Genomic DNA, 20893 nt, shown 5'->3' on the forward strand with positions numbered 1-20893 from the left:
AGTCTCAGACCTATTTGGCCGGTAATCCCTCTCAAATTTGCTCATTTTGCGTTCCGCCTTCCATCAACCTGTAACAGATCCAGCCATTTTCTGCGTAATTGTGATCTGAGTTGTAAAACGCAGATCATTATCTGTGTTTTACAGATTTAATGTTGACCTCAAAAATCATGTGGGTAAGTATGATGACCATCTAAGCAAAACAAAATACAGAGGATGACGCAATGAAAGCACTGGCTCGGTTTGGCAAAGCCTTTGGCGGCTACAAGATGATCGATGTGCCACAACCCATTTGTGGCCCGGAAGATGTCGTGATTGAAATTAAAGCCGCGGCAATCTGCGGCGCAGACATGAAGCACTACAATGTCGATAGCGGTTCTGATGAGTTTAACTCTATCCGCGGCCATGAGTTCGCAGGTTGTATTGCGCAGGTTGGTGAAAAAGTCAAAGACTGGAAAGTGGGGCAACGCGTCGTGTCAGATAACAGCGGTCACGTCTGCGGCGTTTGTCCGGCCTGTGAACAAGGTGATTTTCTGTGTTGTACAGAAAAAGTAAACCTTGGTCTGGATAACAATACCTGGGGCGGTGGTTTTTCCAAATATTGTCTGGTTCCTGGTGAAATTCTCAAAATTCATCGTCATGCGTTGTGGGAAATCCCTGATGGTGTTGATTATGAGGACGCAGCCGTACTTGACCCTATCTGTAATGCCTACAAATCCATAGCGCAGCAATCGAAATTCCTCCCTGGTCAGGATGTGGTCGTCATCGGTACTGGCCCACTCGGGCTGTTCTCCGTACAAATGGCGCGGATTATGGGGGCGGTAAATATCGTCGTCGTTGGTCTACAAGAAGATGTGGCGGTCCGCTTCCCGGTTGCAAAAGAACTGGGTGCGACGGCAGTAGTAAATGGTTCTACCGAAGATGTGGTGGCGCGCTGCCAGCAAATTTGTGGCAAAGACAATCTGGGACTGGTGATTGAATGCTCCGGTGCCAATATCGCATTGAAACAAGCCATCGAAATGCTCCGCCCGAATGGGGAAGTGGTACGCGTTGGAATGGGCTTCAAACCTCTTGATTTCTCGATTAATGACATTACCGCCTGGAACAAAAGCATCATTGGGCATATGGCCTATGACTCCACCTCATGGCGTAACGCTATCAGGCTATTAGCCAGCGGCGCTATCAAAGTCAAACCGATGATCACGCATCGTATCGGCCTGTCGCAATGGCGCGAAGGGTTTGATGCGATGGTCGATAAAACCGCAATCAAAGTGATCATGACTTACGACTTTGATGAATAACTACTCTCCTGAAGGAGCGTTATCGCATGGAACAGATAACAAAACCGCATTGTGGTGCTCGGCTGGATCGCTTACCGGATTGCCGCTGGCATTCGTCAATGTTTGCTATCGTCGCGTTTGGCTTGCTTGTCTGCTGGAGTAATGCCGTTGGTGGCTTGATCCTCGCGCAGCTGAAAGCGTTGGGCTGGACAGATAATTCCACCACTGCCACATTCTCAGCAATCACGACCGCCGGAATGTTTCTCGGTGCGCTGGTTGGCGGCATCATCGGTGACAAAACCGGTCGCAGAAATGCGTTCATCCTCTATGAGGCCATTCATATTGCCTCGATGGTGGTCGGTGCTTTTTCACCGAATATGGATTTCCTTATTGCCTGCCGTTTTGTGATGGGCGTTGGGCTGGGAGCTTTACTGGTGACGCTGTTTGCTGGTTTCACCGAATATATGCCCGGTAGAAATCGCGGAACGTGGTCCAGTCGGGTTTCTTTTATTGGCAACTGGTCATATCCGCTCTGTTCATTGATTGCGATGGGACTCACGCCGCTGATTAGTGCAGAGTGGAACTGGCGAGTACAACTGCTTATCCCTGCAATATTGTCGCTTATCGCTACGGCGCTGGCCTGGCGCTACTTTCCTGAATCCCCGCGCTGGCTGGAATCGCGCGGACGGTATCAGGAAGCCGAGAAAGTCATGCGGAGTATAGAAGAAGGCGTCATACGCCAGACGGGAAAACCTTTGCCGCCCGTGGTTATTGCTGATGACGGTAAAGCGCCACAAGCGGTGCCGTATTCAGCCTTACTGACAGGAGTATTACTGAAACGCGTGATATTAGGTTCTTGTGTGCTGATTGCCATGAACGTTGTGCAGTACACACTAATTAACTGGTTGCCAACAATATTCATGACCCAGGGGATTAATTTAAAAGACTCGATTGTTTTAAATACCATGAGTATGTTTGGTGCGCCATTTGGTATATTTATTGCCATGCTGGTGATGGATAAAATTCCGCGTAAAACAATGGGTGTGGGGCTATTAATCCTGATTGCGGTGCTCGGATATATCTATTCACTGCAAACCAGTATGTTGCTCATAACGCTGATTGGTTTCTTCCTGATTACTTTCGTCTATATGTACGTTTGCTATGCCTCGGCAGTGTATGTCCCTGAAATCTGGCCGACAGAGGCCAAATTACGTGGCTCCGGTCTGGCGAATGCGGTAGGGCGAATCAGTGGTATTGCCGCACCTTATGCCGTTGCAGTGCTGCTCAGTAGTTATGGCGTAACGGGAGTCTTTATTCTTCTGGGGGCTGTTTCAATTATTGTCGCAATTGCTATCACCACCATTGGAATTGAAACGAAAGGTGTCTCCGTTGAAAGTTTAAGTATTGATGCAGTAGTCAATAAATAATACTGGTGGATTCAAAATGAAAAATTCAAAAGCAATATTGCAGGTGCCGGGCACAATGAAAATTATTTCAGCAGAAATACCTGTGCCTAAAGAAGATGAAGTTTTGATTAAAGTGGAATATGTCGGTATTTGTGGTTCAGATGTACATGGTTTCGAATCAGGCCCGTTTATTCCGCCTAAAGACCCAAATCAAGAAATTGGCCTGGGTCATGAATGCGCCGGGACGGTTGTGGCTGTGGGAAGCCGTGTGCGCAAATTTAAAGCGGGGGATCGGGTAAATATCGAACCTGGCGTTCCTTGCGGTCACTGTCGTTACTGTCTGGAAGGCAAATATAACATCTGCCCGGACGTTGATTTTATGGCGACACAACCTAACTACCGCGGCGCATTAACGCACTATCTGTGTCATCCGGAGAGCTTTACTTACAAACTGCCCGACAATATGGACACGATGGAAGGGGCGCTGGTGGAGCCTGCCGCAGTCGGGATGCATGCCGCGATGCTGGCAGATGTTAAACCGGGTAAGAAGATAATTATTCTGGGAGCGGGTTGTATTGGTTTGATGACGTTGCAAGCGTGCAAATGCCTGGGAGCTACGGATATTGCCGTCGTTGATGTGCTGGAAAAACGTCTGACAATGGCGGAACAGCTCGGCGCGACAGTGGTTATTAACGGCGCAAAAGAAGACACTATTGCACGCTGTCAGCAATTTACCGAAGAAATGGGCGCAGATATTGTTTTCGAAACAGCGGGTTCTGCGGTCACCGTTAAACAGGCACCTTATCTGGTAATGCGCGGCGGTAAAATTATGATTGTTGGTACTGTACCGGGCGATTCGGCAATCAATTTCCTCAAAATCAATCGCGAAGTCACTATCCAGACAGTATTCCGCTATGCCAATCGTTATCCGGTCACGATTGAAGCTATTTCCTCAGGGCGATTAGATGTGAAATCGATGGTGACACATATTTACGATTATCAGGATGTACAACAGGCATTTGAAGAGTCGGTTAACAACAAACGCGACATTATTAAAGGCGTTATTAAAATTAGCGATTAATTAATACGGGAGAACAGAATATGCTCGCAGATATCAGATATTGGGAAAACGATGCCACAAATAAACATTATGCAATTGCCCATTTTAACGTATGGAATGCAGAAATGTTGATGGGCGTTATCGACGCAGCCGAAGAAGCGAAATCACCGGTTATTATTTCTTTTGGTACAGGTTTTGTCGGGAACACCTCATTTGAAGATTTCTCTCACATGATGGTATCAATGGCAAAAAAAGCAACGGTGCCGGTAATAACTCATTGGGATCATGGTCGGAGTATGGAAATTATTCATAACGCCTGGACTCATGGTATGAATTCATTAATGCGTGATGCTTCCGCATTTGATTTCGAAGAAAATATTCGTTTAACCAAAGAGGCTGTTGATTTCTTCCATCCGCTGGGTATTCCGGTAGAGGCGGAATTAGGGCATGTCGGTAATGAAACCGTTTATGAGGAAGCGCTGGCGGGCTATCACTATACCGATCCTGACCAGGCGGCTGAATTTGTTGAACGTACGGGCTGTGACTCATTGGCTGTCGCCATCGGCAACCAGCATGGGGTTTATACGTCAGAGCCACAATTGAACTTTGAGGTCGTCAAAGGCGTACGCGATGCTGTTTCTGTTCCGCTGGTTTTGCACGGCGCATCGGGGATCAGTGATGCCGACATTAAAACTGCAATTTCGTTGGGTATTGCGAAAATCAACATTCATACGGAGCTCTGTCAGGCCGCAATGGTAGCAGTGAAAGAAAACCAGGATCAGCCTTTCCTGCATTTAGAACGTGAAGTACGTAAAGCTGTAAAAGAACGGGCATTGGAAAAAATTAAACTGTTCGGTTCTGATGGCAAAGCGGAATAATGATATGGATAATCTCGACGTTATTTGTATAGGTGCCGCTATTGTTGATATTCCATTGCAACCGGTCAGTAAAAATATCTTTGATGTGGATTCTTATCCTCTTGAAAGAATCGCAATGACCACCGGGGGTGATGCAATAAATGAAGCAACAATTATTTCTCGTCTGGGCCATCGCACAGCATTAATGAGTCGTATTGGTAAAGATGCCGCCGGGCAATTTATTCTCGACCATTGCCGCAAAGAGAATATTGATATTCAAAGCCTGAAGCAGGACGTCAACATAGATACCTCTATTAACGTTGGACTGGTGACGGAGGATGGCGAGCGGACGTTTGTCACAAACCGTAACGGCAGTCTGTGGAAATTGAATATTGACGATGTTGATTTTGCGCGGTTTTCCCAGGCGAAATTATTATCACTGGCCAGTATTTTCAACAGTCCACTATTGGATGGTAAAGCGCTAACAGAAATTTTTACGCAAGCTAAAGCCCGGCAGATGATTATCTGTGCCGATATGATCAAACCGCGGTTGAATGAAACGCTGGATGATATTTGCGAAGCATTGAGTTATGTCGATTATCTGTTTCCTAATTTTGCCGAGGCAAAATTACTCACCGGGAAAGAGACACTGGATGAAATTGCTGACTGCTTTCTTGCGTGCGGCGTAAAAACGGTGGTGATTAAAACGGGTAAAGACGGCTGCTTTATCAAGCGTGGTGACATGACGATGAAGGTGCCGGCGGTCGCAGGAATAACCGCCATCGACACCATTGGCGCGGGCGATAACTTTGCTTCAGGTTTTATTGCGGCACTGTTAGAAGGCAAAAATCTGCGTGAATGCGCACGCTTTGCCAATGCAACGGCGGCTATCTCGGTTCTAAGCGTCGGTGCCACCACCGGCGTAAAAAACAGAAAGCTGGTCGAACAATTGCTGGAAGAATACGAAGGATAATGAAGGCAAATGAAAAAGATACCTTTAGGCACAACGGATATTACGCTTTCGCGAATGGGGTTGGGGACATGGGCCATTGGCGGCGGTCCTGCATGGAATGGCGATCTCGATCGGCAAATATGTATTGATACGATTCTTGAAGCCCATCGTTGTGGCATTAATCTGATTGATACTGCGCCAGGATATAACTTTGGCAATAGTGAAGTTATCGTCGGTCAGGCGTTAAAAAAACTGCCCCGTGAACAGGTTGTAGTAGAAACCAAATGCGGCATTGTCTGGGAACGAAAAGGGAGTTTATTCAACAAAGTTGGCGATCGGCAGTTGTATAAAAACCTTTCCCCGGAATCTATCCGCGAAGAGGTAGAAGCCAGCTTGCAACGTCTGGGTATTGATTACATCGATATCTACATGACGCACTGGCAGTCGGTGCCGCCATTTTTTACGCCGATAGCTGAAACTGTCGCAGTGCTCAATGAGTTAAAGGCCGAAGGAAAAATTCGCGCTATAGGCGCTGCTAACGTCGATGCTGACCATATCCGCGAGTATCTGCAATATGGTGAACTGGATATTATTCAGGCGAAATACAGTATCCTCGACCGGGCATTGGAAAGCGAACTGCTGCCGCTATGTCGTGATAATGGCATTGTGGTACAGGTTTATTCCCCGCTAGAGCAGGGATTGTTGACCGGTACCATCACTCGTGATTACGTTCCGGGTGGCGCTCGGGCAAATAAAGTCTGGTTCCAGCGTGAAAACATGCTGAAAGTGATTGATATGCTTGAACAGTGGCAGCCACTCTGTGCTCGTTATCAGTGCACAATTCCCACTCTGGCACTGGCGTGGATATTAAAACAGAGTGATTTAATCTCCATTCTTAGTGGGGCTACTGCACCGGAACAGGTACGCGAAAATGTCGCGGCATTGAATATCAACTTATCGGATGCAGACGCAACATTGATGAGGGAAATGGCAGAGGCCCTGGAGCGTTAAATACTCAACACGATTCACCTCTGTTTCTGTGAAAACTGTGATGAAAATCTGTGATTCAAACAGGTTATTTTGAAAGTAAACATCGGTTATGCGATAATCGCGCTAATGTGATGTAAAAAGATACAGGGGTGTAATCGTGGCGGCAAAAGACAGGATTCAGGCAATTAAGCAAATGGTTGCCAACGATAAAAAGGTGACAGTCTCAAATTTGAGTGGGATTTTTCAGGTAACCGAAGAAACCATTCGCCGCGATCTTGAGAAGCTGGAAGATGAAGGCTTTTTGACCAGAACCTATGGTGGTGCTGTTTTAAATACAGCGATGTTGACGGAGAATATCCATTTTTATAAGCGCGCTTCATCGTTTTATGAAGAGAAGCAGCTTATTGCACGCAAGGCACTACCCTTTATCGACAATAAAACCACCATGGCAGCCGATTCCAGTAGTACCGTAATGGAATTGCTCAAATTGTTACAGGACCGTAGTGACCTGACGTTGCTAACCAACTCGGCGGAAGCGATTCATGTTCTGGCTCAGTCAGAAATTAAAGTCGTTTCAACGGGGGGGGAACTAAACAAAAATACACTTTCCCTGCAAGGAAGAATTACTAAAGAGATCATCAGCCGCTACCATGTCGATATCATGGTAATGAGTTGTAAAGGTCTTGATATTAACAGCGGCGCGCTGGACTCTAACGAAGCGGAAGCTGAAATCAAAAAGACAATGATCCGTCAGGCGACAGAAGTTGCGTTATTGGTTGATCACTCTAAGTTTGATCGCAAAGCTTTTGTCCAGTTAGCTGACTTTAGTCATATTAATTACATAATAACTGATAAATCACCGGGTGCAGAGTGGATAGCATTTTGCAAAGACAATAATATCCAGCTGGTGTGGTAATTTAAGCACACGTTGTCAATATTATTTGTTCCTGCGCCTGGAAATAAAATGATGATAAAGATGCGGCAAGTGAATTTGCCGCAATTGCTACCTTTTTAGCAAATCCGAGGCACCTAATGGAACAATATGATCAAATTGGCGCAAGACTGGACCGCTTGCCTTTGGCCCGGTTTCATTATCGTATATTTGGTATTATAAGCTTTAGTCTGTTATTAACGGGTTTTTTGAGTTATTCAGGCAATGTTGTTTTAGCAAAGCTGGTAAGCAATGGATGGTCAAATAATCTCCTCAATGCCGCCTTTACCTCGGCATTAATGTTTGGTTATTTCATCGGCTCTCTTACCGGTGGGTTTATTGGTGACTACTTTGGGCGGCGCAGGGCGTTTCGCATAAATCTTCTCATCGTCGGTATTGCGGCAACAGGGGCCGCTTTTGTCCCTGATATGTACTGGCTCATCTTCTTTCGCTTCCTGATGGGAACAGGAATGGGGGCGCTGATTATGGTTGGCTATGCCTCATTTACGGAGTTTATCCCCGCGACGGTGCGTGGAAAATGGTCCGCGCGGCTCTCATTTGTCGGTAACTGGTCGCCCATGTTGTCTGCGGCGATAGGCGTGGTGGTTATCGCTTTTTTTAGTTGGCGGATAATGTTTCTGCTGGGTGGTATTGGCATACTGTTAGCCTGGTTTCTCTCAGGTAAATACTTTATTGAGTCGCCTCGATGGTTGGCGGGGAAAGGGCAAATCGCAGGTGCAGAAAGCCAACTTCGTGAAGTAGAGCAGCAAATTGAAAGAGAGAAGAGTATTCGTTTACCCCCGCTTACTTTGAACCAGAGCAACAGCAAGGTTAAGGTAATCAAGGGTACCTTCTGGCTCCTGTTTAAAGGGGAAATGTTACGACGTACATTAGTCGCGATTACTGTTTTAATTGCAATGAACATTTCGCTTTATACCATCACCGTATGGATACCGACCATATTTGTTAACTCCGGCATTGATGTTGATAAATCAATATTAATGACCGCTGTTATTATGATTGGCGCTCCGGTAGGGATATTTATTGCGGCATTAATTATTGATCATTTTCCTCGTCGATTATTTGGCTCTGCCTTACTTATTATTATTGCTGTGTTAGGCTATATCTATTCAATTCAGACTACAGAGTGGGCGATTTTAATCTATGGCCTGGTGATGATCTTCTTTTTATACATGTATGTGTGCTTCGCGTCGGCGGTTTATATCCCGGAACTTTGGCCAACGCATTTACGCCTGCGTGGTTCGGGTTTCGTTAATGCCGTCGGACGGATCGTCGCAGTCTTCACGCCCTATGGCGTTGCGGCACTATTAACGCATTATGGGTCAATCACGGTGTTTATGGTGCTTGGTGTCATGTTAGTGCTCTGTGCGCTGGTTCTCTCCATTTTTGGCATCGAAACGCGGAAGGTGTCGCTGGAAGAGATTTCTGAGGTGAATTAAATCTTTCGTTGATGGCATCAATTGCCAGATGTACCACTGACGTGTTTTATTTGGCCTACAATGGCAGTACAGAATTGTAGGCCAGCGTAAAATTACTCCTGCGTTTCTTCCCAGTCTGCCAGCGTATATAGCGTTGCCCCAGCTGCTGACATCTCCATAAACGCGTGCGCACTGTCCTGTGGCTGGATATTTACGCCACGACAACCATCGGTAATCACGTTCACCTTATAGCCTAACTGTAACGCGTCCAGCACGGTAAACTTCACGCAATAGTCAGTAGCCAGACCCATAACGATCAATTCATTGATTACATGAGCGCGCAACCAGTCATCGAGCGCAGTTTTCTGCCGACGGCCGTTATCAAAAAAGGCACTGTAACTGTCAACTAAAGGATTTTCGCCTTTATGGAACACCGCTGCGATCGCTTTTTGGTTCAGTAACGGATGTAATTGTGCGCCTTCACTGTTCTGCACACAGTGATCTGGCCAGAAGGTTTGTGGCAAACCGTCGAGTTGGCCCGGCGTATAAGGCTCTACACCGTGCTGACTGGCAAAACTGCCGTGATTCGCCGGGTGCCAGTCCTGACTGGCGATAACCGCTTCACCGCGCGACTGGCACCAGTCAATCAGGCGGTTAGCGACATCCACCGTACTGTCACCTTCCGGCACGGCGAGCGCGCCACCAGCACAGAAATCATTTTGTAAATCGACCAGTAACAGGGCGCGAGGGGGCATTGCAGTCTCCTTAATCATCCGGCGTCAGTTCGCCGCGCAGGTTTTGGCTCATGGCCTTGCGAATGGTTTCAGTATCCAGTTCCTGGCTAAGCAGGTAATGCAGTTTGGTTAGTGTGGCTTCTACAGTCATATCTGCACCGCCAATAACGCCGGCATGGGCGAGGGCGTTACCGGTGGCATAACCACCCATATTCACTTTACCGGACATACATTGTGTCAGGTTGACTACCACAATACCGCGATCGCTGGCTTCTTGTAATTCTTGCAGGAAGGCTTTGTTTTGTGGCGCATTACCCACGCCATATGAGCGCAGAATCAATGCTTTCACCGGTTGGCGCAGAAAATTGCGCACGACGTCAGCAGAAATCCCTGGATAAATCGTCACTACGCCAATCGGTTGTGGGGTGATTGGATGAACGATCAATTCCCCTTCACCGTGCGGGGCGGGTGGTGTATTCAAACGACGAATATGGATACCTGCTTCCAGTAACGGAGGAAGGTTTGGAGAGGCAAACGCATCAAAACCATCGGCATGGGCTTTGGTGGTACGGTTGCCACGATAAAGTCGATTATTAAAAAAGAGAGTTACTTCGTTGATAGGATAATTCGCCGCAACGTACAACGCATTCAGCAGATTAATTTGTCCGTCAGAGCGTAACTCAGCTAGCGGGATTTGTGACCCTGTCACAATGACCGGTTTACCGAGATTCTCGAGCATGAACGACAGTGCAGAGGCGGTATACGCCATCGTGTCTGTACCGTGCAGAATGACAAAACCATCATAGTCGTCATAGTGCGCTTTAATATCTTCAGCAATATGCTGCCAGTCTTCTGGCGTCATATCAGAAGAATCCATCAATGGCGTATATTCATGAATGGTGAAATCTGGCATCTCCGGGCGATGGAATTCCGGCATCAGCGCCAGTTGGCGTTGTAGATGACCTGACACCGGAATATAACCCTGCTCGGAACGCTGCATCCCGATGGTCCCGCCCGTGTAGGCGACGTAAATTGATTTCTTTTGCATGATATTGATATGAATGATATCGAAAGAGCAAAAGTATATACGTGAGGCAGGGGGAGCGCACCTGATACTATGCGGATAAGGAAATATGGGGCGAGACAGCGGGAAGAGGATTCGTCGAGGTAAAAAAAATGTGGCCGACGATCTGTCGGCCACTTAGTACATGACTTAACGCACGTTGGCGCAGGTCAGGCAAAACGCATAACGGTTTTGTGGGTCGTTAAACGCGGCCAGCTTGTCGCTTTCACTTTTAACGGTAGAGGCTACCGAGGCCAGCGGTGCAGGTAACATGGCCTGGAACGCATCTGGCAACATTGCGCGGACAGAACCAGACATGTTGTCCATCACTTTGTCGAAGAAGGTCGGTTCATCAACGTAGTATTCCAGATGCCACTGTTTCACTTTTGCCAGCTCTGCTGCTTTGGCGACCGCATCATCGAAATCCCCGAGACTATCGACCAGCCCGTTAGCTTTTGCATCCTGACCGGTCCAGACGTGGCCCTGGGCGATTTTATCAATCTGCTCCGGCGTTGAATGACGCGCATCAGCAACCAGCGTGATAAAGCGTTTATAGCCATTCTCAATGCTTAACTGCATCATCTGCTGCGCTTCCGGCGGCAGTGCCCTGGTGATAGAAACATCCGCCAGCGGTGAAGTTGAGACACCATCAGTATGAACACCAATCGAATCCAGACTATTTTCTACGGTGGTGATCACGCCGAAGATACCGATAGAACCGGTCAGGGTGCTGGGGTTAGCCACAATGTAATTAGCTGGTGTGGAAATCCAGTAACCACCAGATGCCGCCATACCGCCCATCGATACAACCACAGGCTTACCCGCTGCCCGGGCTGCTGCCAGTTCAGCGCGAATCACTTCAGACGCGGTAACGCTGCCGCCTGGGCTATTAACACGCAGGACAATCGCTTTCACTTTCGGGTCAAGGCGAGCGTCGCGGATTTGTGCCGCAGTGGTATCACCGCCAACATTCCCCTGAGTTTCCTCGCCATCCATAATTGCGCCATTAGCGAAGACGACTCCGATGCTGTCACCGGTATCTGCCGGCGTTTTCAATGCGTAATCGTAATAACTGATGGCGCGATAATTTTTATCAGTCTTACTCCAGCCGAACTCTTTGGTCAGAGCTTTTTCGATTTCGGCACTCGATGCCAGTGCATCGACCAGCTTGTTTTCCAGCGCATATTTCGCGGTATCGCCACCGGTTTTGGTTAAACCCTCAAGCAACCCTTGCGCGCCAGGGAATACCTGCTGAGCAGGGATCTGCCGGTTAGCGGCAACAGTATTCAGATAGTTTTGCCACAGCTCACCAATCCAGCGGCTGTCAGCTTCGCGGGCTGCCGGCGACATATCATCACGAATAAACGGTTCAACGGCAGATTTATACGTACCCACGCGGAACACATGGGTGGAAACTTTCAGCTTATCCAGCAACGATTTGTAGTACAGACCGTTGGTGGCAAAGCCGTGCAGATCCACCACGCCTTGCGGAGACAGCCAAATTTTATTGGCGAAACTGGCGAGATAATATTGCCCCTGGCTGTAGTTCTCGCCAACGGCATAAACCGGTTTCCCGCTGTCACGAAACTCTTTCAGAGCTTTGCCGATGTACTGCATAGACGGCTGGTCGCCGCCTGCAAAGTTTTTCAGATCCATCACGATACCGGTGATATTGCGGTCGTCCTTCGCCTGGCGAATGGTGTTGACGATATCAAACAGTGAGTTTTCCTGCAGACGATCGGAACTGGCACCAAGCAGCTGGCGGCTTAATTTACTAAACCGCTGAGAACTGTCGGGTTTATCGACGATCACACCAGAAATGTCCAGCAGCAGTGCGCCACGACTGGCCGTTTCTTTCGAATCACCACCACTGACCTGCATCCAGATCCCCACACCAACCAGCACGAGAAAAATAAAGAACAGGTTAAGTACCATTTCACGGACGAAATTCAGCAGACGCCACGTCCATTTAAAAAATCCGGCAATAAATCGCCAAAGGGTTCGCATGTATTCTCCCAACTTAAGGTCACACCTTTTTCAGGCGCAATAGATGTGGTTATCGTAATGACCCAACCGGCACTTGTCAGCAGGAATTGCGGACTGGGCTGTAACAAAATCCACTCTCGTGTTAATTTTGTGAATAAATATCACGACAGGAGTTAATCAAATGGATGCACTCGAACTATTGATCAATCGCCGTAGCGCCTCCCGCCTGGCTGAACCCGCGCCAACGGGTGAACAACTGCAAAACATCCTGCGTGCGGGTATGCGTGCGCCGGACCATAAGTCCATGCAACCGTGGCATTTCTTTGTGATTGAAGGGGAAGGGCGCGAGCGTTTCAGCGCTGTACTGGAGCAGGGGGCGATTGCTGCCGGTAGTGATAACAAAGCCATCGACAAAGCGCGTAATGCGCCGTTCCGCGCACCGCTCATCATAACGGTGGTGGCGAAATGCGAAGAAAATCATAAAGTCCCGCGCTGGGAACAGGAAATGTCTGCGGGATGCGCGGTCATGGCGATGCAAATGGCAGCAGTTGCCCAGGGGTTTGGCGGCATCTGGCGCAGTGGTGCATTAACTGAAAGTCCGGTAGTGCGTGAAGCATTCGGTTGCCGTGAGCAGGATAAAATTGTCGGTTTTCTCTACCTCGGTACGCCGCAGTTGAAAGCATCTACGTCGATAAACGTCCCGGACCCGACGCCGTTTGTGACTTATTTCTGATAATTGTCGCGAAACTGTCTGGATTGTGAGCAAAGGAGCAGGAATTCAGACACTCTCACTTATCACTTCATGGAATGAGGGTTACCATACCCGGATTGCATTGACAGGAGATGTCCATGAGCGAGAACTCGATTCGTTTGACCCAATACAGCCACGGCGCTGGTTGCGGCTGTAAAATTTCCCCAAAAGTGTTGGAAACCATCCTGCACAGTGAGCAGGCGAAGTTTGTTGATCCGAATTTGCTTGTGGGTAATGAAACCCGCGACGATGCGGCGGTATACGATCTGGGCAATGGCACCAGCGTTATCAGTACCACCGACTTCTTTATGCCGATCGTTGATAATCCTTTCGATTTTGGCCGCATTGCGGCGACTAACGCCATCAGCGATATCTTCGCAATGGGCGGCAAACCAATTATGGCGATTGCGATCCTCGGCTGGCCGATTAACAAACTTTCCCCGGAAATTGCCCGCGAAGTGACCGAAGGTGGACGCTATGCATGCCGTCAGGCGGGTATTGCGCTGGCTGGCGGTCACTCCATCGATGCGCCGGAGCCGATTTTTGGTCTGGCGGTAACGGGGATCGTACCGACCGAGCGGGTGAAGAAAAACAGTACCGCACAAGCCGGATGCAAACTGTTCCTGACGAAGCCGCTGGGGATTGGCGTTCTTACCACGGCTGAGAAAAAATCACTGCTTAAACCAGAACATCAGGGACTGGCGACGGAAGTGATGTGCCGGATGAACATCGCAGGCGCGTCCTTTGCCAACATCGAAGGCGTAAAAGCGATGACCGACGTTACGGGTTTTGGTTTGCTGGGGCATTTAAGCGAAATGTGTCAGGGCGCAGGTGTGCAGGCGCGCGTCGACTATGACGCGATCCCGAAATTGCCTGGGGTTGAAGAGTACATTAAGTTGGGCGCAGTGCCTGGCGGCACCGAACGTAACTTTGCCAGCTACGGTCATCTGATGGGTGAAATGCCGCGTGAAGTGCGCGATCTGCTGTGCGATCCGCAAACTTCTGGCGGTTTGCTGCTGGCGGTCATGCCGGAAGCAGAAAATGAGGTCAAAGCTACAGCCGCCGAGTTTGGCATTGAACTGACGGCGATTGGCGAACTGGTGCCAGCGCGCGGCGGTCGTGCCATGGTTGAGATCCGTTAATTCAATGCGGTTGTTTATTGCCGAAAAACCGAGTCTGGCGCGCGCCATTGCTGATGTCCTGCCTAAACCGCACCGGAAAGGCGATGGCTTTATCGAGTGCGGTAATGGTCAGGTGGTGACCTGGTGTATCGGTCACCTGCTTGAGCAGGCGCAGCCAGACGCCTACGACAGCCGCTATGCGCGCTGGAATCTTGCGGATTTGCCAATTGTCCCGGAAAAGTGGCAATTACAGCCCCGACCCTCCGTGACTAAACAACTTAATGTCATCAAACGCTTCCTGCATGAAGCCAGCGAAATCGTTCACGCCGGAGACCCGGATCGCGAAGGGCAACTGCTGGTGGATGAAGTGCTGGACTACCTGCAACTGGCACCGGAAAAGCGCCAGCAGGTACAGCGTTGTTTGATAAACGACCTGAACCCGCAGGCGGTTGAGCGGGCGATCGATCGTCTTCGCTCCAATAGCGAGTTTGTACCGCTGTGCGTTTCTGCACTGGCGCGAGCCCGAGCTGACTGGCTGTACGGCATCAATATGACCCGCGCTTACACCATTCTCGGTCGCAATGCCGGTTATCAGGGCGTACTTTCCGTGGGACGCGTGCAGACGCCCGTACTCGGACTGGTGGTGCGCCGCGACGAAGAGATTGAAAACTTCGTGGCGAAAGATTTCTTTGAAGTCAAAGCACATATCGTGACACCTGCCGATGAGCGGTTTACCGCTATCTGGCAACCGAGCGAAGCGTGTGAACCGTACCAGGATGAAGAAGGGCGCTTGTTACATCGTCCACTGGCGGAGCATGTGGTTAACCGCATTAGTGGTCAACCAGCTATTGTCACCAGCTATAACGATAAACGGGAATCAGAATCCGCGCCGCTTCCTTTTTCGCTTTCGGCGTTGCAGATTGAAGCGGCTAAACGTTTTGGTCTGAGCGCGCAGAACGTGCTTGATATCTGCCAGAAGCTGTACGAAACGCACAAGCTAATCACTTATCCGCGTTCCGATTGCCGCTATTTGCCAGAAGAACATTTTGCCGGACGCCACGCAGTGATGAATGCCATCAGCGTTCATGCACCGGATCTGTTGCCGCAGCCAGTGGTAGATCCAGATATACGCAACCGCTGTTGGGATGACAAAAAGGTCGATGCGCACCACGCCATCATTCCGACCGCACGGAGTTCTGCGATCAACCTGACGGAGAACGAAGCGAAGGTCTATAACCTGATTGCCCGTCAGTACTTGATGCAGTTCTGCCCGGATGCGGTGTTCCGCAAGTGTGTTATCGAACTGGACATTGCCAAAGGCAAATTTGTCGCTAAAGCCCGTTTTCTTGCTGAAGCAGGCTGGCGCACGCTGTTAGGCAGCAAAGAACGCGATGAAGAAAACGACGGCACGCCGCTGCCTGTGGTGGCGAAAGGCGATGAATTGTTGTGCGAAAAAGGTGAAGTGGTAGAGCGGCAAACCCAGCCGCCGCGCCATTTTACCGATGCAACACTGCTTTCGGCGATGACCGGGATCGCACGCTTTGTGCAGGACAAAGATCTGAAAAAGATCCTTCGTGCGACCGATGGTCTGGGGACAGAAGCAACCCGTGCCGGGATTATTGAACTGTTGTTCAAGCGTGGTTTCCTGACCAAAAAAGGGCGCTATATCCACTCCACCGACGCCGGAAAAGCGCTATTCCATTCGCTGCCAGAGATGGCGACGCGACCGGACATGACCGCGCACTGGGAATCGGTGCTGACGCAAATCAGCGAAAAGCAGTGTCGCTATCAGGACTTTATGCAGCCGCTGGTGGGGACATTGTACCAGTTGATTGATCAGGCAAAGCGCACGTCGGTAAGGCAGTTTCGGGGAATAATGGTTCCCGGCGGTGGAGAAGGGAAGAAAAAGGATTCGACACGCAAGAGAGCGCCGAAAAAAAGCCCGCCATCAGAAGAGGCGGGCAATGGAGTGATAATATAAAGGTTCTTTCAACCATCTGATACTGAAGATTTTTATGGCCGGATAAGGCGTTTGCGCTGTATCCGGCACAATTGTCTTAAATCACGCCCTGGCTTAACATCGCATCGGCAACCTTCACAAAACCGGCAATATTCGCGCCCTGTACGTAGTTGGTTTGCTCACCTTCACCACCATGCTCAACACAGGCATGGTGGATATCCAGCATGATGTGATGCAAACGTGCGTCAACTTTCTCGGCTTTCCAGCCCAGGCGCGCAGCGTTTTGCGCCATTTCCAGGCCCGATGTTGCTACACCGCCAGCATTAGCCGCTTTACCCGGTGCAAACAGTACGCCTGCCTGCTGGAACAGTTCAGTCGCTTCGATGGTGGTCGGCATATTTGCCCCTTCGGCGACGGCTTTAACGCCATTGGCGATAAGCTGATGCGCGGCGTCAACATCCAGTTCGTTCTGGGTGGCGCAAGGCAGGGCGATATCAACCGGTACAGACCACGGCTGTTGGCCTTCGAGATAGACCAGACCAAATTCTTTGGCGTAATCTGCCACTCGACCATCGCGGCTGGCTTTGATTTCGATAAGACGCGCCAGTTTCTCTTTCGTGAATCCGCTTTCATCAACTACAGTGCCACTGGAGTCTGACGCAGTGATCACACGAGCACCAAATTCCATCGCTTTTTCGATAGCGTACTGGGCGACGTTGCCGGAGCCAGAAACGGAAACGCGCATTCCTTCAAAACCCATACCGTGGCGTTTTAGCATTGCTTCTGTGAAATAAACCAGACCGTAGCCGGTAGCTTCCGGGCGAATAAGACTGCCGCCAAATGAAAGGCCCTTACCGGTGAAGACGCAGGCGGTATTGTTGGAGAGCTTTTTCATCATCCCCGCCATAAAGCCGACTTCACGACCACCAACCCCGATATCACCTGCCGGAACGTCGGTATCCGCGCCCAGGTGGCGATACAGTTCAGTCATCAGCGCCTGGCAAAAACGCATCACTTCACCTTCGCTTTTTCCTTTCGGATCGAAATCGCTGCCGCCTTTACCACCGCCCATCGGCAGAGTAGTCAGGGCATTTTTGAAGGTTTGTTCGAAGCCGAGGAATTTGAGAATGGAAAGGTTAACTGACGGATGGAAGCGCATACCGCCTTTGTACGGGCCGATGGCAGAGCTGAACTGCACACGCCATGCACGGTTGACCTGTACCTGGTTGCGATCATCAACCCATACCACGCGAAACTGGATCACGCGCTCCGGTTCAACCAGACGCTCCAGTAATGACATCTGGCGATATTTTGGATTTTGTTCAAGAAAAGGCCAGAGTGTGGTCATTACTTCACGAACGGCTTGCGCGAACTCGGTTTGATTCGGGTCGCGCTTTTGGACATGGTTGAGGAATGACTCCAGAGAATATGTCTGATCCATAGATATAAAACCCTTATATATTAATACGATTGTGCTTATGTTGTTTATGTCATGTGCTTTTGCAGTTTTCGACTATACCATCAAGAATGTGACGGTAAGCAAGAAAAAAATGACCCAGGAAAGCAAATTAATAACGAGAGTAATCTCATAACCAAATGCGATAACTCAGACGCTAAAGTTATGCCGCCCGGCTACCGTTATTAGTAGCAGAGACAATAACGTTAAGGAGTTCCCTGTGAGTCGAGCATTGTTCGCCGTAGTATTAGCATTTCCATTAATTGCACTGGCTAACCCGCATTATCATCCGGACGTGGAGGTAAACGTACCGCCAGAAGTGTTCAGTTCAGGCGGGCAGTCAGCGCAGCCCTGTACTCAGTGCTGCGTTTATCAGGATAAAAATTATTCTGAAGGAGCGGTAATTAAAGCCGAGGGAATACTGCTGCAATGCCAGCGTGATGACAAAACCCTTAGCACTAATCCGCTGGTCTGGCGGCGCGTAAAGCCATAAATGCCTCTAATAGTGGAATGTCAGCAGGGGCCAGCGGATATTGCAGCGCCTCTTCAGGTGAGCACCAGACCAGCGCCTGATGTTCATGTGCCTGTAACGTCCCGTGGAAGTCGGGTACGTGCCAGGCATGAAGATGGATAATCCGCCCCGAAACTTCTCGCTGATGGCTGGCAACATATTCACCCACAGCTGCTTCGATGCCCAGTTCTTCGCGTAACTCACGCACCAGCGCCTGCCGCTGGTTTTCATCCGGCTCGACTTTACCACCGGCAAACTCCCATAATCCCGCCTGATCGCTATGGGCGGGGCGTTGCGCGAGTAAAATTTTGCCATCACGTTCGATGATGGCGGCAACAACTTCAATCATTTTCATAAATTACACACGGGCAGATAAGCGAAAAATGCCATAATATCCGCACTGTTGCTCAATCAGAAAGGCTTTATATTTAAGGAGTGCCTGTGCTAGACCGCCATCTTCATCCCCGGATTAAACCGTTGTTGCATCAGTGCGTGCGGGTTCTTGATAAACCGGGCATTACGCCAGATGGTTTAACATTAGTGGGATTTGCCATCGGCGTGCTGGCACTGCCTTTTCTGGCGCTGGGCTGGTATCTGGCGGCGCTAGTCGCCATTTTGTTGAACAGGCTGCTTGATGGTCTGGACGGTGCGCTGGCGCGGCGCAGAGGGCTTACCGACGCGGGCGGCTTTCTCGATATTTCTCTCGATTTTCTCTTTTACGCGCTGGTGCCGTTTGGTTTTATTCTTGCTGCACCGGAGCAAAATGCGCTGGCAGGCGGCTGGCTGCTGTTTGCGTTTATCGGCACGGGCAGCAGTTTTCTCGCTTTTGCTGCGCTGGCGGCGAAACATCAGATTGATAATCCTGGTTATGCGCATAAATCGTTTTATTATCTGGGCGGGTTAACCGAAGGCAGCGAGACGATTTTGCTGTTTGTTCTGAGTTGCCTCTTTCCGGCCTGTTTTCCGTGGTTTGCGTGGGTATTTGGTGCGTTGTGCTGGATGACGACCTTTACGCGGGTGTGGAGTGGGTATCTGACGCTGAAGTCGCTCCAGCGTCAGTAATTGCAATGTTATTTGCTGCTGTCCGGGCCGCGTTCACCGGTTGCTACCGGATTTTTTGGATCGCTGCTCCATTCGTACCAGCCGCCGTCGTAAACGGAGACGTTATTCCAGCCCATTGCGCGTGCGTACATAAAGGTTTCGGACGCGCGCCAGCCGGTGCCGCAGTAGAATGAAACTTGCTGATCTGGCTTGATATTCCATGCTTTCCACATAGCGGTAATATCATCGGCGCTACGCATGGTGCCATCCGGGTTATGGAAATCTTCCATATGCGTCGAGTCGCTACCAGCGTGTCCCCAACGTGCTCCGGCTATTTCACCTTTTGGTTTAATATAGCTGTAACCACTGGTCGTACCGATAAACTCCGGCCACGAACGAATACTCACCAGCGATGCATCCTGGCGATGCAGCAGTCCACGCGCTTGTTCCATATCAAGCATCAGTTGCGGTTGTGCCGGGATCTTCACGCCGAAATCCGGTTCCGCTTTCACTTTCGGTGGCGTACCGCGCTCAACGGGCAGACCCGCGTCGGACCAGGTTTGCCAGCCTCCGTCCAGCAGGCGCACATCTTTCACGCCGGCATAAAGCATAATTTGCGCCACACGCGCTGCAGCGTATACGTCACGCCCGTACAGAATGACCGTGGTGTCATGGCGAATGCCGTGTTTTGCCAGCATCGCTTTCAGTTGTTCATCAGAAACTTTGTTCCACAGCGGTTCGCTTTCCACTTCGTTGGTGTCGATGTAGTCAGCGCCGGGAATATGGCTGATAAGGTAAAGCTTAGGAGCGCCCCAGGCCGCTTCAATGACTTTCCAGTCACCGGCAGGTTTCGCCGTAACCTCTTTACCTTGTTGCAGGTCATGCAGCCATTGCGGATAAACCAGCTGCTCAAAGTGCGGCAGTTTTTGCAGACGGGAAGGTTCGCTTAGCGCGTCACTCAGGATGGAGATATGCGTAAAACCTGCTTTTTGCAGACGCGTTTTGACGGCATCGACATCTTTGTCATTACCGTACAGCGCCACCGGGGCATCGGCTTTCAGGTTATGTTGCTTGATCCACTCGTTGAGCTGTTCGGTGCTCATTTTGTCGAGCCAGCTAGCAGAGAGGTTTAAGGCGGCAGGTTCATGACCGGAAGGGCCATTTAAGGTTTGTGGCCAGCCGTTATAAAACGCGCTGGGGCGAGTATCAATCGCTTTGCCATTTTGTTGTTGAAGCTGGTCAAGTGTAAGAGGCTTCGCCAGTTCAGCGGCCCACGAAGAAGCGCAAGCCAGCCCTAAAGCCATTGCCAGCGCGGTCATTTGAGAAACACGTTTCATCGAAAATCCCGACATTGTATT

General features: G+C 49.8%; 19 protein-coding genes. 13 read left to right on the plus strand and 6 right to left on the minus strand.

Annotation, left to right across the window (positions count from 1 at the left end; genetic code table 11):
• The first annotated feature begins 221 nt into the window (after positions 1–221).
• The 8 genes from ACJHYW_RS00445 to ACJHYW_RS00480 all read left to right on the plus strand — a co-directional run bounded on the left by ACJHYW_RS00445 (position 222) and on the right by ACJHYW_RS00480 (position 8933).
• On the plus strand, positions 222–1298 hold the full coding sequence (locus ACJHYW_RS00445; protein ID WP_000645203.1) for a zinc-binding dehydrogenase: 1077 nt from the start codon (positions 222–224) through the stop codon (positions 1296–1298).
• 26 nt (positions 1299–1324) lie between these two features.
• Complete coding sequence (locus ACJHYW_RS00450) at positions 1325–2704, plus strand: MFS transporter (protein ID WP_000435294.1); 1380 nt, start codon at positions 1325–1327, stop codon at positions 2702–2704.
• 16 nt (positions 2705–2720) lie between these two features.
• Positions 2721–3764 (plus strand): NAD(P)-dependent alcohol dehydrogenase, encoded by a 1044-nt coding sequence (locus tag ACJHYW_RS00455; RefSeq protein WP_000798097.1) that lies wholly within the window; start codon positions 2721–2723, stop codon positions 3762–3764.
• A gap of 20 nt (positions 3765–3784) precedes the next feature.
• Positions 3785–4621, plus strand: coding sequence for a ketose-bisphosphate aldolase (locus ACJHYW_RS00460; protein WP_000878881.1), 837 nt, complete (start codon positions 3785–3787; stop codon positions 4619–4621).
• A 4-nt stretch (positions 4622–4625) separates the two neighbouring features.
• Positions 4626–5573, plus strand: coding sequence for a sugar kinase (locus ACJHYW_RS00465; RefSeq protein WP_001361429.1), 948 nt, complete (start codon positions 4626–4628; stop codon positions 5571–5573).
• Positions 5574–5582: 9 nt separating this feature from the next.
• Positions 5583–6563: an NADH-dependent methylglyoxal reductase gene (gene ydjG, locus ACJHYW_RS00470; RefSeq protein ID WP_000723719.1), complete on the plus strand. Its 981-nt coding sequence runs from the start codon at positions 5583–5585 to the stop codon at positions 6561–6563.
• 136 nt (positions 6564–6699) lie between these two features.
• Complete coding sequence (locus ACJHYW_RS00475) at positions 6700–7458, plus strand: DeoR/GlpR family DNA-binding transcription regulator (RefSeq protein ID WP_000719088.1); 759 nt, start codon at positions 6700–6702, stop codon at positions 7456–7458.
• A 116-nt stretch (positions 7459–7574) separates the two neighbouring features.
• The gene (locus ACJHYW_RS00480) at positions 7575–8933 is read left to right on the plus strand and encodes an MFS transporter (RefSeq protein ID WP_000438822.1); all 1359 of its coding nucleotides are present in this window, start codon (positions 7575–7577) and stop codon (positions 8931–8933) included.
• Between the two features lie 92 nt (positions 8934–9025).
• Here ACJHYW_RS00480 and pncA read toward each other — a convergent pair whose 3' ends face one another.
• From pncA to sppA, 3 genes are all read right to left on the minus strand, one after another.
• Positions 9026–9667: a bifunctional nicotinamidase/pyrazinamidase gene (gene pncA, locus ACJHYW_RS00485; RefSeq protein WP_001135072.1), complete on the minus strand. Its 642-nt coding sequence runs from the start codon at positions 9665–9667 to the stop codon at positions 9026–9028.
• A gap of 10 nt (positions 9668–9677) precedes the next feature.
• Positions 9678–10694 carry an asparaginase gene (ansA, locus tag ACJHYW_RS00490; RefSeq protein ID WP_001170162.1) on the minus strand — a complete coding sequence of 339 codons (1017 nt, stop codon included), beginning with the start codon at positions 10692–10694 and terminating at the stop codon, positions 9678–9680.
• Between the two features lie 165 nt (positions 10695–10859).
• Positions 10860–12716, minus strand: a complete 1857-nt coding sequence (gene sppA / locus ACJHYW_RS00495) for a signal peptide peptidase SppA (protein ID WP_001259824.1) — start codon at positions 12714–12716, stop codon at positions 10860–10862.
• Between the two features lie 160 nt (positions 12717–12876).
• On the opposite strand from sppA, the gene ACJHYW_RS00500 reads away from it, so the two are divergent.
• The 3 genes from ACJHYW_RS00500 (at position 12877) to topB (ending at position 16548) form a co-directional block, all read left to right on the plus strand.
• On the plus strand, positions 12877–13428 hold the full coding sequence (locus ACJHYW_RS00500; RefSeq protein ID WP_000339292.1) for an NAD(P)H nitroreductase: 552 nt from the start codon (positions 12877–12879) through the stop codon (positions 13426–13428).
• A gap of 116 nt (positions 13429–13544) precedes the next feature.
• Positions 13545–14588, plus strand: coding sequence for a selenide, water dikinase SelD (gene selD, locus ACJHYW_RS00505; RefSeq protein WP_001298241.1), 1044 nt, complete (start codon positions 13545–13547; stop codon positions 14586–14588).
• A 4-nt stretch (positions 14589–14592) separates the two neighbouring features.
• Positions 14593–16548 (plus strand): DNA topoisomerase III, encoded by a 1956-nt coding sequence (gene topB, locus ACJHYW_RS00510; RefSeq protein ID WP_001235808.1) that lies wholly within the window; start codon positions 14593–14595, stop codon positions 16546–16548.
• A gap of 76 nt (positions 16549–16624) precedes the next feature.
• Here the strand turns inward: topB and gdhA are convergent, their stop codons facing one another.
• A complete protein-coding gene (gene gdhA, locus ACJHYW_RS00515) occupies positions 16625–17968 on the minus strand; it encodes an NADP-specific glutamate dehydrogenase (protein ID WP_000373044.1) in 1344 nt (447 codons plus the stop codon).
• Between the two features lie 235 nt (positions 17969–18203).
• Between gdhA and ACJHYW_RS00520 the strand changes: the two genes are divergently transcribed.
• Positions 18204–18476, plus strand: coding sequence for a YnjH family protein (locus tag ACJHYW_RS00520; protein ID WP_000085227.1), 273 nt, complete (start codon positions 18204–18206; stop codon positions 18474–18476).
• On the opposite strand, the gene nudG is transcribed toward ACJHYW_RS00520, so the two are convergent.
• A complete protein-coding gene (gene nudG, locus ACJHYW_RS00525; protein ID WP_000781861.1) occupies positions 18442–18849 on the minus strand; it encodes a CTP pyrophosphohydrolase in 408 nt (135 codons plus the stop codon). The two genes, ACJHYW_RS00520 and nudG, sit on opposite strands and share 35 nt — an antisense overlap.
• An 86-nt stretch (positions 18850–18935) precedes the next feature.
• Between nudG and ACJHYW_RS00530 the strand changes: the two genes are divergently transcribed.
• On the plus strand, positions 18936–19556 hold the full coding sequence (locus ACJHYW_RS00530) for a CDP-alcohol phosphatidyltransferase family protein (RefSeq protein WP_001296118.1): 621 nt from the start codon (positions 18936–18938) through the stop codon (positions 19554–19556).
• 8 nt (positions 19557–19564) lie between these two features.
• Here ACJHYW_RS00530 and ynjE read toward each other — a convergent pair whose 3' ends face one another.
• Positions 19565–20872, minus strand: a complete 1308-nt coding sequence (gene ynjE, locus ACJHYW_RS00535; protein WP_001361433.1) for a thiosulfate sulfurtransferase YnjE — start codon at positions 20870–20872, stop codon at positions 19565–19567.
• Positions 20873–20893 lie beyond the last annotated feature (21 nt).

Origin of the sequence: Escherichia sp. WS3063 (assembly GCF_046486595.1) — a bacterium.
Taxonomy (GTDB): domain Bacteria; phylum Pseudomonadota; class Gammaproteobacteria; order Enterobacterales; family Enterobacteriaceae; genus Escherichia; species Escherichia coli.

Coding starts and splice junctions, on each gene's coding strand:
- ACJHYW_RS00480 (WP_000438822.1), top strand. CDS start 7,575: ATGGAACAATATGATCAAATTGGCGCAAGACTGGACCGCTTGCCTTTG.
- ACJHYW_RS00450 (WP_000435294.1), top strand. CDS start 1,325: ATGGAACAGATAACAAAACCGCATTGTGGTGCTCGGCTGGATCGCTTA.
- nudG (WP_000781861.1), bottom strand. CDS start 18,849: ATGAAAATGATTGAAGTTGTTGCCGCCATCATCGAACGTGATGGCAAA.
- ACJHYW_RS00500 (WP_000339292.1), top strand. CDS start 12,877: ATGGATGCACTCGAACTATTGATCAATCGCCGTAGCGCCTCCCGCCTG.
- ydjG (WP_000723719.1), top strand. CDS start 5,583: ATGAAAAAGATACCTTTAGGCACAACGGATATTACGCTTTCGCGAATG.
- ansA (WP_001170162.1), bottom strand. CDS start 10,694: ATGCAAAAGAAATCAATTTACGTCGCCTACACGGGCGGGACCATCGGG.
- pncA (WP_001135072.1), bottom strand. CDS start 9,667: ATGCCCCCTCGCGCCCTGTTACTGGTCGATTTACAAAATGATTTCTGT.
- ACJHYW_RS00455 (WP_000798097.1), top strand. CDS start 2,721: ATGAAAAATTCAAAAGCAATATTGCAGGTGCCGGGCACAATGAAAATT.
- ynjE (WP_001361433.1), bottom strand. CDS start 20,872: ATGAAACGTGTTTCTCAAATGACCGCGCTGGCAATGGCTTTAGGGCTG.
- selD (WP_001298241.1), top strand. CDS start 13,545: ATGAGCGAGAACTCGATTCGTTTGACCCAATACAGCCACGGCGCTGGT.
- topB (WP_001235808.1), top strand. CDS start 14,593: ATGCGGTTGTTTATTGCCGAAAAACCGAGTCTGGCGCGCGCCATTGCT.
- sppA (WP_001259824.1), bottom strand. CDS start 12,716: ATGCGAACCCTTTGGCGATTTATTGCCGGATTTTTTAAATGGACGTGG.
- ACJHYW_RS00465 (WP_001361429.1), top strand. CDS start 4,626: ATGGATAATCTCGACGTTATTTGTATAGGTGCCGCTATTGTTGATATT.
- gdhA (WP_000373044.1), bottom strand. CDS start 17,968: ATGGATCAGACATATTCTCTGGAGTCATTCCTCAACCATGTCCAAAAG.
- ACJHYW_RS00460 (WP_000878881.1), top strand. CDS start 3,785: ATGCTCGCAGATATCAGATATTGGGAAAACGATGCCACAAATAAACAT.
- ACJHYW_RS00445 (WP_000645203.1), top strand. CDS start 222: ATGAAAGCACTGGCTCGGTTTGGCAAAGCCTTTGGCGGCTACAAGATG.